This is a genomic window from Streptomyces globisporus, from assembly GCF_003501885.1.
GTDB classification, from domain to species: Bacteria; Actinomycetota; Actinomycetes; order Streptomycetales; family Streptomycetaceae; genus Streptomyces; species Streptomyces globisporus_D.
On the sequence record NZ_QWFA01000177.1, the window covers coordinates 1 to 12,696 of the forward strand.

At 70.5% G+C, this 12,696-nt stretch carries 11 protein-coding genes; 3 read left to right on the top strand and 8 right to left on the bottom strand.

Going from position 1 to position 12,696, the window contains the following annotated elements:
* Positions 1–170: 170 nt before the first annotated feature.
* Positions 171–785, bottom strand: coding sequence for a 30S ribosomal protein S4 (gene rpsD, locus D3105_RS26465; protein ID WP_006123201.1), 615 nt, complete (start codon positions 783–785; stop codon positions 171–173).
* Positions 786–976: 191 nt separating this feature from the next.
* Here rpsD and D3105_RS26470 point away from each other — a divergent pair, with 191 nt between their 5' ends.
* Entirely contained in the window at positions 977–1,678 is a 702-nt protein-coding gene (locus tag D3105_RS26470; RefSeq protein WP_118905519.1) for a DUF2470 domain-containing protein, read from the top strand.
* Positions 1,679–1,697: 19 nt separating this feature from the next.
* Here the strand turns inward: D3105_RS26470 and D3105_RS26475 are convergent, their stop codons facing one another.
* The 4 genes from D3105_RS26475 to D3105_RS26490 all read right to left on the bottom strand — a co-directional run bounded on the left by D3105_RS26475 (position 1,698) and on the right by D3105_RS26490 (position 6,038).
* Positions 1,698–3,065 (bottom strand): replication-associated recombination protein A, encoded by a 1,368-nt coding sequence (locus D3105_RS26475; protein WP_118905520.1) that lies wholly within the window; start codon positions 3,063–3,065, stop codon positions 1,698–1,700.
* Positions 3,066–3,121: 56 nt separating this feature from the next.
* The gene (locus D3105_RS26480; RefSeq protein WP_118905521.1) at positions 3,122–3,760 is read right to left on the bottom strand and encodes a vitamin K epoxide reductase family protein; all 639 of its coding nucleotides are present in this window, start codon (positions 3,758–3,760) and stop codon (positions 3,122–3,124) included.
* Between the two features lie 308 nt (positions 3,761–4,068).
* Positions 4,069–5,331: a histidine--tRNA ligase gene (hisS, locus tag D3105_RS26485; RefSeq protein ID WP_118905522.1), complete on the bottom strand. Its 1,263-nt coding sequence runs from the start codon at positions 5,329–5,331 to the stop codon at positions 4,069–4,071.
* 17 nt (positions 5,332–5,348) lie between these two features.
* On the bottom strand, positions 5,349–6,038 hold the full coding sequence (locus D3105_RS26490; RefSeq protein WP_097876710.1) for an MBL fold metallo-hydrolase: 690 nt from the start codon (positions 6,036–6,038) through the stop codon (positions 5,349–5,351).
* Between the two features lie 157 nt (positions 6,039–6,195).
* On the opposite strand from D3105_RS26490, the gene D3105_RS26495 reads away from it, so the two are divergent.
* Together D3105_RS26495 and D3105_RS26500 are read left to right on the top strand one after the other, a co-directional pair.
* Entirely contained in the window at positions 6,196–6,987 is a 792-nt protein-coding gene (locus tag D3105_RS26495) for a peptidylprolyl isomerase (RefSeq protein ID WP_118905523.1), read from the top strand.
* A 214-nt stretch (positions 6,988–7,201) separates the two neighbouring features.
* The gene (locus tag D3105_RS26500; RefSeq protein WP_032787954.1) at positions 7,202–8,431 is read left to right on the top strand and encodes a DUF349 domain-containing protein; all 1,230 of its coding nucleotides are present in this window, start codon (positions 7,202–7,204) and stop codon (positions 8,429–8,431) included.
* Between the two features lie 59 nt (positions 8,432–8,490).
* On the opposite strand, the gene D3105_RS26505 is transcribed toward D3105_RS26500, so the two are convergent.
* The 3 genes from D3105_RS26505 to D3105_RS26515 all read right to left on the bottom strand — a co-directional run bounded on the left by D3105_RS26505 (position 8,491) and on the right by D3105_RS26515 (position 12,568).
* A complete protein-coding gene (locus D3105_RS26505; RefSeq protein WP_118905524.1) occupies positions 8,491–9,693 on the bottom strand; it encodes an MFS transporter in 1,203 nt (400 codons plus the stop codon).
* Positions 9,690–10,142, bottom strand: coding sequence for a carboxymuconolactone decarboxylase family protein (locus D3105_RS26510; protein WP_165891088.1), 453 nt, complete (start codon positions 10,140–10,142; stop codon positions 9,690–9,692). The genes D3105_RS26505 and D3105_RS26510 overlap by 4 nt, the downstream gene beginning before the upstream one ends.
* A 143-nt stretch (positions 10,143–10,285) precedes the next feature.
* Positions 10,286–12,568 carry a RelA/SpoT family protein gene (locus D3105_RS26515; RefSeq protein WP_023608330.1) on the bottom strand — a complete coding sequence of 761 codons (2,283 nt, stop codon included), beginning with the start codon at positions 12,566–12,568 and terminating at the stop codon, positions 10,286–10,288.
* Between the last annotated feature and the right edge of the window lie 128 nt (positions 12,569–12,696).

Below are 12,696 nucleotides of genomic sequence, written 5' to 3' on the forward strand. Positions count from 1 at the left end.
CCCGGCCCGCCCGGCGCCGGCACCCCTCCCGCGCCCGGCGCGCCGGGGGGCGCGCCGGGCGCGGGAGGGGTGCCGGCGCCGGGCGGGCCGGGCGGAACGCGAAGGCCCGCCGCCTCCCGGATGACAGGGAGGGGCGGGCCGGAGCGCTGGTGAGAGCGGCTACGCCTGGATCAGCGGGCGTAGTACTCGACGACGAGCTGCTCGTCGCAGATCACCGGGATCTCCTTGCGGTTCGGGTCCCGGTCCAGGCGGAAGGCCAGGGCCTTCAGGTTCACCTGGAGGTAGCGCGGGGTCTCACCCTCGGTGTCGTAGCCACCCTCGCGGGCCACCTGGAAGGGGACCTTGGAGCGGCTGCGCTCGCGGACCTGGACGATGTCGTCCGGGCGCACGCGGAAGGACGGCTTGTCGACCTTGCCACCGTTGACCTCGATGTGGCCGTGGACGACCATCTGACGGGCCTGGTAGATGGTGCGGGCGATGCCCGAACGCAGGACCAGGGCGTCGAGACGGCGCTCGAGCTCGACGACCAGCGCCTCGCCCGTCTTGCCCTCGGCCTTCTTGGCACGGTCGTAGGCGCGCGCCATCTGGCGCTCGCTGATGTCGTACTGCGCACGCAGGCGCTGCTTCTCCAGCAGACGGACCTTGTAGTCCGAGTTCTGCTTGCGGCCACGGCCGTGCTCACCCGGCGGGTACGGACGAGCTTCGAAGTACTTGACAGCCTTGGGCGTCAGGGCGATGCCGAGGGCACGCGACTTCTTGACCTTGGGACGCGACTGGTTAGGCACGTTCTCCAGACCTCCATTGTAGGTTAGGTTAGGTTTACCTTACTCAAGGAGATCGCATGTCTCGCCCTGGGAACACCACTCACGTCACGGACAGCACAGACAGCGGCAGCATCTCAGAGGAGGATGCTGCTACGACGGAAGGCCGATCAGATCGTGGTCAGCCGCGTCCCAGCGGGCTAGAAAACACTCGGATGCCGTCAGCAGCCGAGCGCACACGAACTCTCGTACAGAGTACCCGCTCCGCGCTGCTCGTCGTACCGGGGCTCGATCTGGCCCGCGCCGAACCCCTGGTCCCGGACAGCCGGAGCGTGGGGCCCGAGGGCGATGTGTTCCTCGAATTCCCCGCGGATTCCCCGGCCGTTCGGGCCGCGACGCACGCGCAGGGCGACGAGCTGACCGCCGTGCTGGAGATCACGGACGTCGCTCCGGTCTCCGTACCGCACCGGATCCGCGGCCGCGCCTGGGTCTCCGGCTGGCTCACCTCCGTCCCGGGCATCGCCGAGCCCGGCCGGATGATGCTGCGCCTGGAGTTCGGCGAGGCGTACGTGGACGACCTCTGGGGCGCCGAGGACATCGAGCCGGAGGACTTCCGCGACGCGGCCCCCGACCCGCTGGTCCACCACGAGGCGGAACTGCTCCAGCATCTGGCCTCGGCCCACGACGAGCAGATGCGCACCTTGTGCGGTCTGCTGGGCGAGCGGACCGCCCGGGCGTGCGCGCCGAACCAGCCGAGCGCGGTGCCCGTGGCGCTGGACCGCTTCGGACTGCGGGTGCGCTTCATCGAGAGCAGGGACGCGTGCTTCGACGCCCGCTTCGAGTTCCCCGAGCCGGTGCGGGACGTCACCGAGCTGCGCCGTGCCATGCACACCCTGTTCGAGGCGGCCGCGTCCTGACCGGGCGGCTCGAAGACACCTACGCCTGCTCGCCGCTCTCGCCGGCGCGGCCGAGGCGCTCGCGGACGCGCTCGACGACGTCCGCGTACCGCGCCTCGGCGCCGTAGCGGGTGGGTGTGTAGTACTGCCGGTCGCGGACGGCGTCCGGGGCGTACTGCTGGGCGGCGATGCCGCCCTGCACGTCGTGCGGATAGACGTAGCCCTGGGCGTGGCCGAGCTTGGCCGCGCCCTTGTAGTGGCCGTCGCGCAGATGGGCCGGGACGGGTCCGGCGAGCCCTCTGCGCACGTCGTCCTGCGCGGCGGAGATCGCCAGCGTCGCCGCGTTGGACTTGGGGGCGAGCGCCAGTGCGATGGTGGCGTGGCTGAGGGTGAGCGCCGCCTCCGGGAAACCGATCATGGCGACGGCCTGGGCGGCCGCCACCGCCGTCGGCAGCGCGGTGGGGTCCGCGAGCCCGATGTCCTCGCTGGCCGAGATCATCAGCCGCCGGGCGATGAACCGGGGGTCCTCCCCCGCCTCGATCATCCGGGCCAGATAGTGCAGAGCGGCGTCCACGTCGGAGCCGCGGATCGACTTGATGAGCGCGCTGGCCACGTCGTAGTGCTGGTCGCCGTCGCGGTCGTACTTCACGGCGGCGCGGTCGACGGTCGCCTCGACCGTCTCCAGCGTGATCTCCGCCTCGTGCGTGGCGATGGCGGCACCGGCCGCGGCCTCCAGCGCGGTGAGCGCCCTGCGCGCGTCGCCGCCGGCGATCCGCAGCAGATGCGCCTCGGCGTCCCCGGGCAGCGTGACCGCCCCGCCGAGCCCCCGCTCCTCGGTCAGCGCCCGGCGCAGCAGCGAGCGCAGGTCGTCGTCGGTCAGCGGCTCCAGGGTGAGGAGCAGGGAGCGCGAGAGCAACGGGGAGATGATCGAAAAGTACGGATTCTCCGTGGTGGCGGCGATGAGGGTCACCCAGCGGTTCTCCACGGCGGGCAGCAGGGAGTCCTGCTGGGCCTTGGAGAAGCGGTGGATCTCGTCCAGGAAGAGGACGGTCTCCTTGCCGAAGCCACCGGTGGCGCGGCGCGCGCTCTCGATGACGGCGCGGACCTCCTTGACGCCCGCGGTGATCGCGGAGAGCTCCACGAAACGCTTGTTGGTGGCCTTGCTGACCACGTACGCCAGGGTCGTCTTACCCGTGCCGGGCGGACCCCACAGGATGACGGAGGACGCCCCCGCCGGACCGCCCCCGTCGCCGACGAGACGGCGCAGGGGCGAGCCCGGCTTCAGCAGATGCTGCTGGCCGACGACCTCGTCGAGGGTGCGCGGACGCATCCGGACAGCGAGGGGGCTGCTGGACGGGTCCTTCTCCTGGCGGTCTTCGGCGGCTGCGGTAAAGAGGTCGGGCTCCACGTCATGAAGCCTAAGCGACCCCACTGACAGGGCCGCCTACGGGAGTGGCCCGGTGATCAGCTGGTCCAGAAGTCCCACCAGCGGGTCAGGATCAGCATGCCGATGATCCCGATCCACATCACCGGAAGCACCCAGGGGAACTCGGTGAGCCCGCTGCGCAGCCAGGCCGGGGCCGGGAGGATGCGGTGCTTGACGTTGTGCGTGGTCACGTAGCAGAACATGACGATGGTGGCGACCCAGGCCAGGCAGCACCACAGGCAGAGCGAGTTGATGTTGTACAGCGACTGGTACTGGAGCCAGGTGCAGAAGCCGACCCCGAACAGCGTCCCGGCGTTCAGCCCGAGCCAGAACCAGCTCCGGTAGCGGGCGCCGGCGAGCAGGCCCATCCCGATCGCGATGACCATCCCGTAGGTGACCAACCCCAGCATCGGGTTGGGGAACCCGAACGCGGAGGCCTGCTCGCTCTTCATGATGTTGCCGCACGCGACGACGGGGTTGAGACTGCAGCCCGGCGTGAAGGAGGGGTCCTCCAGCAGCTTGAACTTGTCGATCGTGATGACCCAGGAGGCCAGCAGGCCGGCCGCACCGGTGATCACCAGAAGCAGGGCGAGACCGCGTCCGGCCCCGAAGGTGCGCTTGCGGCCGCCCTCGTCCTGATCGGAGGAGAGGTCGTGGTCTACCGCTGCAGTCGTCATATCGCCGTTCCGTCACCGAGTGGTCAGCCGGGCAAGGTCATTGTGCCGCAACCCCGCACCGGTCCACCGTTCGATGGACATAAAGACGTACGGCGACGAAGGCCCCGACGGGAGGACCCGAACAGCCGCGAGGCCCCGACGACGGAGGATGGACGGCTTCCCGGTGCCGGTCCGTCGAAGCGGAGCACATGACCGGCCCCCAACGGGGTGCACCACCAAGGGTGAACGCATGCCCGCCAGGTTGACGGCGGACGGAAAAACGCGGCCGCCCGGACCCAGGGTCCCGGCGGCCGCGTTTGCTTCCTTGCTCAGCCGAGCCGCTTCGCCAGCTCCGCCGCGGCCTCCGCCAGCGGCACCGCGCTCTGCTCGCCGGACTCCATGTCCTTGAGCTGGACGACGCCCTCGGCGAGGTCGCGCTCGCCGGCGACCAGGGTGTAGCGGGCGCCCGAACGGTTGGCGCTCTTCATCGCGCCCTTCAGGCCCCGGCCGCCGAACGCGAAGTCGGCGGCGATGCCCGCGCGGCGCAGCTCGGTGACGACGCCGAACAGGACCCGGCGGGCCTCGTCGCCGAGCGGGACGGCGTAGACGCTGGTGACGGCGGGGAGGTCGAGCTCGACGCCCTCGGCCTCCAGGGCGAGGACCGTGCGGTCCACGCCGAGCGCCCAGCCGACGGACGGCAGCTCGGGGCCGCCGATCATCTCGGAGAGGCCGTCGTAGCGGCCGCCGCCGCCCACCGCGGACTGCGAGCCGAGACCGTCGTGGACGAACTCGAAGGTCGTACGGGTGTAGTAGTCGAGGCCGCGCACCAGCTTCTCGTCGTCCTCGAAGACGACCCCGGCCGCCGTGATCAGGGCGCGGACCTCTTCGTGGTACGCCTTGCACGCGTCGCACAGGTAGTCGCGGAGCTTCGGGGCGTCGGTCAGCTGCTTCTGGACGTCGGCCCGCTTGTCGTCCAGGACGCGCAGCGGGTTGATCTCGATGCGGCGGCGGGTCTCCTCGTCGAGGTCCAGGTCGCGCAGGAAGGTCTGGAGCGCCTCGCGGTAGACCGGTCGGCACTCCTTGTCGCCCAGCGAGTTCAGCAGGATACGGAACTGGCGCAGCCCGAGCGCGCGGTACGCCTGGTCGGCCAGGATGATCAGCTCGGCGTCCAGGGCCGGGTCCTCGGTGCCGATGGCCTCGGCGCCGACCTGCGAGAAGTGTCGGTAGCGGCCCGCCTGCGGGCGCTCGTAGCGGTAGTACGAGCCGGAGTACCAGAGCTTGACGGGGAGGTTGCCCGCCTTGTGGAGGTTGGCCTCCAGGGCGGCGCGCAGGACGGAGGCGGTGCCCTCGGGACGCAGCGCCAGCTGGTCGCCGCCCTTGGTGGTGAGGGTGTACATCTCCTTGGTGACGATGTCGGTGGACTCACCGACACCGCGCGCGAACAGCTCGACGTTCTCGAAGCCGGGCGTCTCGATGTAGCCGTACCCGGAGTCGCGCAGGGGCGCGGAGATGGCCTCGCGCACCGCCAGGAACGTCGCGGAACGGGGCGGGGTCAGGTCGTACGTGCCCTTGGGGGCCTGAAAGGTGCTCACGTGATTACGTCTCTCGTCTACAGTCCTCGGCGCGGCGCCGCGTCCAGCCCGTTCAGAAATGGGTTGGTCGCGCGCTCGCGGCCGATGGTCGTCTGGGGGCCGTGGCCGGACAGCACCACGGTCGAGTCGTCGAGCGGCAGGCACACACGGGCCAGCGACTCGAGCAGCTCGGCGTGGTCGCCGCCGGGCAGGTCGGTGCGTCCGACGGAGCCGGCGAAGAGCAGGTCGCCCGAGAAGAGGACCGGCGGAATGTCCGCGGCCTCGGGCATCCCGAACGTCACCGACCCCTTGGTATGGCCGGGCGCGTGCGAGACGCCGAACTCCAGACCGGCCAGGGTCAGCTTCGACCCGTCGGTCAGCTCCTTGACGTCGTCCGGCTCTCCCACGGTCAGCTCGCCCATGAGCGGCATCCCGATGGAGCGGCCGAGCGCCTTCTCCGGATCGCTCATCATGTAGCGGTCCTCGGGGTGGATCCAGGCGGGGACGTCATGGGCGCCGCAGACGGGCACGACCGAGGCGACGTGGTCGATGTGGCCGTGGGTGAGAACGACGGCGACGGGCTTGAGCCGATGCTTCTTCAGCGCTTCCTCGACGCCCTGGGCGGCCTGGTGGCCCGGGTCGATGATCACGCACTCCTCACCGGCGGCGGGGGCGACCAGATAGCAATTGGTCCCCCAGGCCCCGGCGGGGAACCCGGCAATAAGCACGATCGTCCTTAATGTTCGGCGGAGGATGCGGCCCGCAGTACAAGGATGCGGCGGATCAGAGCCTACCGGCGCTCCTCATGACACAGGTAACCCATATACGGTACGGGCAGCTCAGGCCCCCATCCGACGATCCACGACGTAACAAGGAGCCCAACCGGTGTCCAGCAGCGAACAGCGGCGGCGGCAGCTCGCCCGGGAGAAGTTCGAGCGCCAGCAGAAGCGCCGGGAGGAAGCCCGCCGCAGGACGAGGCGCATCACCGCGATCGTCGCCGCCTCGGTGGCCGTGGTCGCCGTCGTGGGCGTGAGCGCGTTCGTCGTGGCGGGCAAGGACGACGACAAGGACAAGAAGAGCGAGGCGGCGGCGAGCCAGAGCCCCACTCCGGAGCCTTCGGAGAGCGAGAGCAAGGCTCCGCTCCCCGCGATGAAGATCGACAAAAAGGCGAAGTACACGATGTCGCTCACGACGAGCCAGGGTGACATCGGGTTCTCGATGGACGCGGCGAAGACCCCGCAGACCGTGAACTCCTTCAAGGCGCTCGCCGACAAGGGCTACTTCGACGACACCAAGTGCCACCGGCTGACCACCCAGGGCATCTTCGTGCTCCAGTGCGGCGACCCCAAGGGCGACGGCACGGGCGGCCCGGGCTACAACATCCCGGACGAGAACCTGGACGCGCTCGGCAAGGCGGGCGCCGACGGCACGGTCGTCTACCCGCCGGGCACGGTGGCGATGGCCAATACCGGCCAGCCGAACTCCGGCGGCAGCCAGTTCTTCCTGGTCTACAAGGAGACGAAGCTCCCGCCCACCTACACCCCGTTCGGGACGATGGACGACGCCTCGCTGAAGGCCGTCCAGAAGGTCGGCGAGGCCGGGGTCGAGGGCGGTGCGGGCGACGGCGCCCCGAAGAAGGCCGTGACGGTCGAGAAGGTCTCGGTCGAGAAGAGCTGAGCCTGCGGGACGGCGACAGGACCTAGGGGCCTCCGCCCGGACGGAGGCCCCTCTCCCTGCCCGAGCGGAGAATTTCAGCCGCGCTGAGTGCGGACAGCCGGGCGGCCGGTCGCCTAGATTGGCGTTGTGCAGGGCGGGCGAGGCCCGCCCCAGGAAACTGTGGACGATGCCCGGGGGGCGAACCCCCTCGCAGGCATCAGGTGGAGGAGGCGCTGTGAGCAGCGACCCGTGGGGCCGCGTCGACGAGACGGGCACCGTGTACGTGCGTACAGCCGAGGGCGAGCAGGTCGTCGGATCGTGGCAGGCCGGTTCCCCCGAGGAGGCTCTGGCCTATTTCGAGCGCAAGTACGACGGCATTGTGGTCGAGATCGGCCTCCTCGAACGGCGGGTGAAGACCACCGATCTGTCGGCCAAGGACGCGACGACGGCCATCGACCATCTGCGGCAGCAGGTCGACGAGCACCACGCGGTGGGCGACCTGGACGCGCTGCGCAAGCGGCTGGACGCGCTCGTCGCGACGGTCGAGGCGCGCCGCGAGGAGCGCAAGGCGCAGAAGGCCAAGCAGACCGACGAGGCCAAGCAGGCCAAGGAGGCGCTGGTCGCCGAGGCCGAGGAACTGGCGCGGAGCGAGCAGTGGCGGTCGGCCGGCGAGCGGCTGCGGGCGCTGGTGGACACCTGGAAGGGTCTCCCCCGCCTCGACCGCAAGTCGGACGACGAGCTGTGGCACCGCTTCTCACACGCCCGCTCGGCGTTCTCCAAGCGGCGCAAGGCCCACTTCGCCGCACTGGACGCCCAGCGCGAGGAGGCCCGCAAGGCCAAGGAGAAGCTGGTCACCGAGGCCGAGTCGCTGTCCGGCTCCACGGACTGGGTCGGCACGGCGGCGCGCTACCGCGACCTGATGACCGAGTGGAAGGCGGCGGGCCGCGCCCAGCGCGAGGCCGAGGACGACCTGTGGAACCGTTTCCGCGGCGCCCAGGACATCTTCTTCGCCGCCCGCAGCGAGGTCTTCGCGGAGCGGGACGCCGAGCAGGGCGAGAACCTCAAGCTCAAGGAGGAGCTCGCCGCCGAGGCCGAGAAGCTGGTGCCGGTGAAGGACCTGAAGGCGGCCCGCGCCGCGTTCCGGTCCATCAACGAGCGCTGGGAGGCCATCGGCCACGTACCGCGTGACGCCCGCCCGAAGGTCGAGGGCCGGATGCAGGCGGTGGAGCGCGCGCTCCTGGAGTCCGAGGAGTCCGAGTGGCGCCGGACGAACCCGGAGGCGCGGGCCCGCGCCGCGGGTCTGACCGGTCAGCTCCAGGCCGCCGTGGACAAGCTGCGCGGCCAGATCGACACCGCGCGCGCCCAGGGCAACAACGCCCGTGCGGACAAGCTGGCGAAGGAGCTGGAGGGCCGCCAGGCGCTGCTGGACCAGGCGCTGAAGGGCCTGGAGGAGTTCGGCGGCTGAGAAGCCCACAGGCAGGGCCCCGGTGCGCGATGCGTACCGGGGCCTTCCTCGTGTCCCGGCTACGGAACGGGGTGGTGCACGCCGTGGCGGGCACCGCCCGCCACGAACAGCGCCAGTACGGTCAGGGCGGCGCCGGTCCACAGCACGCTCGTGGTGCCGATGCCGTCGACGGCGAAGCCGCCGAGGAGCGCGCCCAGCGCGATGGACAGGTTGAACGCCGAGACGTACAGCGAGGTGGCCGCCTCGGTGGCGTCCGGTGCGGCGTCGAGTATCCAGGTCTGGAAGGTGACCGGCACCGCACCGTAACCCAGCCCCCACAGGACCAGGATCGCCCCCGCGGAGAAGGCGCCGGTGTCCGCGAGCGCGAGGACGGCCATGGCCGTCGCGAGGACCGCCGAGATGCCCATGACGCAGCGCCCGAGGTGGTGGGTGACGAGGGCTCCGGCGATGAAGTTGCCGCAGATTCCGGCGACTCCGAACGTCAGCAGCAGCACGCCGATCGAGCTGTCGGTGACGCCGTCGCCCTGGAGGACCGGCCGGACGAACGTGTAGGCGAGGAAGTGGCCGGTGATGACGAGGAAGGTGAGGGCGATACCCACACGGACACCGGCGTTGCCCCGGAAGACCTGAGGCAGGGCCGAGAAGGTGACGGTCCGCCCGGCCGGGACCCTGGGCATGAAGAAGAGCATGCAGGCCAGGGAGACCAGACCGAGGATGCCCACGGCGGCGAACGCGGTGCGCCATCCGCTGAGGTCGCCGATGAGCGTTCCGCCGGGCACGCCCAGGACGGACGCGGTCTCCACCCCGCCGAAGATCACGGCGGTGGCCCGGGCGACGTGCCTGGCCGGCACCAGCCGCAGGGCGATGCCTCCGGCGATGGACCAGAAGCCGCCGACGCTGAGACCGATCAGGAATCTGGCGGCGAGGACCACCGTGAAGCTGGTGGCGAAGGCGGAGGCCAGATTGGCCGCGCCCATCAGACCGATCAGGACCACCAGGACGATGCGGCGGTCGATGTGCCCCGTGGCCACGGTGACCAGGGGCGCCGAGACCGCGGCGACCAGGCCGGGCACCGTGACCATGAGCCCGGCGGTGCCCTCGGAGACGTCCAGGGCCTGACCGACGGGGGTGAGCAGGCCCACGGGGAGCAGCTCGGAGGTCATCAGGGAGAAGATGCCGAGGGTCACCGCCATGACCGCGAGCCAGCCCTTGACGGGTGAGCGACCGGTGGCCGCGGGCGCCCCGGTCTCGACGGTGGTCACGGGGTACCGGGTGTCTTGCGCGTGGTGACGTTCATCCGGTTCCACGCGTTGACGGTGAAGATGAGCGCGATGAGCTGGGCGAGCTCCTTCTCCCCGAAGTGCCGTGCCGCCTCCTCGTACACCGCGTCCGGCACTCCCCCGGGCAGCAGCGTGACGGCTTCGGTCAGGGCGAGGGCGGCCCGCTCCTTCTCGGTGAACAGGCTCGACTCCTCCCAGGCGGAGAGCTGGTGCATCCGCTCCTCCGCCTCTCCGGCCTTGCGGGCGTCACCGGTGTGGTAGTCGATGCAGTAGGCGCAGCGGTTGATCTGTGAGGCGCGGATCTGCACCAGTTCCAGCAGGACGGGGTCGAGCCCTTCGCGGGCGACGGCGTCGAGGGCGAGGACGGCCTTGAAGACCTGGGGAGAGACGGCGGCGAAGTTCATGCGCTGAGGCACCTGGAAAGTGGTCATGGAAGGACCGTAGGCGCGGAAGCGACCCGGCTCGGGGTGCATTCTCAGGGCAAAATCATGGGTCAATCGCCGGGCGTCAGGACGCGGTGGCCGTTCGGAAAAGGCCGTGGCGTGACCTCGATACGGTCACGCCACGGCAGCGGCTACGGCCTGCGGGCGGACGTGACCCGGTAGACGTCGTAGACGCCCTCCACGCCGCGCACGGCCTTCAGGACGTGGCCCAGGTGCTTGGGGTCGCCCATCTCGAAGGTGAAGCGCGAGGTGGCCACCCGGTCGCGGGACGTCTGGACGGCCGCCGACAGGATGTTGACGTGCTGGTCGGAGAGGATCCGGGTGACGTCGGAGAGCAGCCGGGAGCGGTCCAGCGCCTCGACCTGGATGGCGACCAGGAAGACGGAGGACTGGGTGGGCGCCCACTCGACGTCGAGGATGCGCTCGGGCTGCTGCGACAGCGACTCCACGTTGACGCAGTCCGCGCGGTGCACGGAGACGCCGCTGCCCCGGGTGACGAAGCCGATGATCGGGTCGCCGGGGACGGGCGTGCAGCAGCGGGCGAGCTTGACCCAGACGTCCTCCACGCCCTTGACGACGACGCCGGGGTCCGCGTTGGCGCGGCGCTTGCTGCGGCCGCCGTGCGAGGGCGGGGTGGACTCGGCGATGTCCTCGTTGGCCTCGTCGTGGCCGCCGAGGGCCTGCACCAGCTTCTGGACGACGCCCGCCGCCGCGACATGGCCCTCGCCGATCGCCGCGTACAGCGAGGAGATGTCGGGGTAGCGCATCTCGTGGGCGAGGGTGACCAGGGAGTCGCCGGTCAGGATGCGCTGGATCGGCAGGTTCTGCTTGCGCATGGCGCGCGCGATGGCGTCCTTGCCCTGCTCGATGGCCTCGTCGCGGCGCTCCTTGGAGAACCAGGCGCGGATCTTGTTGCGGGCGCGCGGCGACTTGACGAAGCCGAGCCAGTCCCGGGAGGGCCCGGCGCCGGCCGCCTTGGAGGTGAAGACCTCGACCAGATCGCCGTTGTCGAGCGTCGATTCGAGCGGGACGAGCCGCCCGTTGACGCGTGCCCCTATGGTCCGGTGGCCGACCTCGGTGTGGACGGCGTACGCGAAGTCGACGGGGGTCGCGCCGGCGGGCAGCGCTATGACGTCGCCCTTCGGCGTGAAGACGAAGACCTCGTTGCGCGAGAGGTCGAAGCGCAGGGACTCCAGGAACTCGCCCGGGTCCTCGGTCTCCTTCTGCCAGTCCAGGAGCTGGCGCAGCCACGCCATGTCGTTCACCGTGTCCTGGCCGCGCCCGGTGTTCTTGGGGACGTCGGTACGGACCTTGGAGGCGCCCGCGACGGCCTCCTGCTTGTACTTCCAGTGGGCGGCGATGCCGTACTCGGCGCGGCGGTGCATGTCGAACGTACGGATCTGGAGCTCGACGGGCTTGCCGCTGGGACCGATCACCGTGGTGTGCAGCGACTGGTACATGTTGAACTTGGGCATCGCGATGTAGTCCTTGAACCGGCCGGGCACCGGGTTCCACCGGGCGTGGACGGTGCCGAGCGCCGCGTAGCAGTCGCGGACGGTGTCGACGAGGACGCGGATGCCGACCAGGTCGTAGATCTCGGCGAAGTCGCGGCCTCGCACGATCATCTTCTGGTAGACGCTGTAGTAGTGCTTGGGGCGGCCGGTGACGGTGGCCTTGATGCGGGCGGCGCGCAGGTCGGACTGGACCTCGTCGGTCACTATGGCGAGGTATTCGTCGCGCTTGGGGGCCCGCTCGGCGACGAGGCGGACGATCTCGTCGTACATCTTGGGGTAGAGGATCGCGAAGGCGAGGTCCTCCAGCTCCCACTTGATGGTGTTCATGCCCAGCCGGTGCGCCAGCGGGGCGTAGATCTCCAGCGTCTCGCGGGCCTTCTTCTCCTGCTTCTCCCGCTTGAGGTAGCGCATGGTGCGCATGTTGTGCAGGCGGTCGGCGAGCTTGATGACGAGGACCCGCGGGTCCTTGGCCATGGCGACGACCATCTTGCGTACGGTCTCGGCCTGGGCGGCCTCGCCGAACTTGACCTTGTCCAGCTTGGTGACGCCGTCGACGAGCAGGGCGACCTGGTCGCCGAAGTCGCGCTTGAGGGTGTCCAGGCCGTACTCGGTGTCCTCGACGGTGTCGTGGAGCAGGCCCGCCATGAGCGTCGCCGGGTCCATCCCCAGCTCGGCGAGGATCGTGGTGACGGCCAACGGGTGGGTGATGTAGGGGTCGCCGCTCTTGCGCTTCTGGCCCCGGTGCCAGCGTTCGGCGACCTGGTAGGCCTTCTCGATCTGCCGGAGCGTGGCCGTCTCGATCTTGGGGTCGTTGCCCCGGACCGTACGCAGGAGGGGTTCCAGGACCGGGTTGTACGGGCTGGAGCGCTGGACGCCCAGCCGGGCGAGGCGGGCCCGCACCCGGTTGGAGGAGCCGCCGGAGCGGGAGGCGGAGCCGCCGGCGGAGCCGGCCTTCGCGGGGGGCCCGGGGGGCGGGGGTTTGGGCGCGGCCGGGGCCGGTTTCCTGGCCGGAGGCTGCGCGGGGCCCG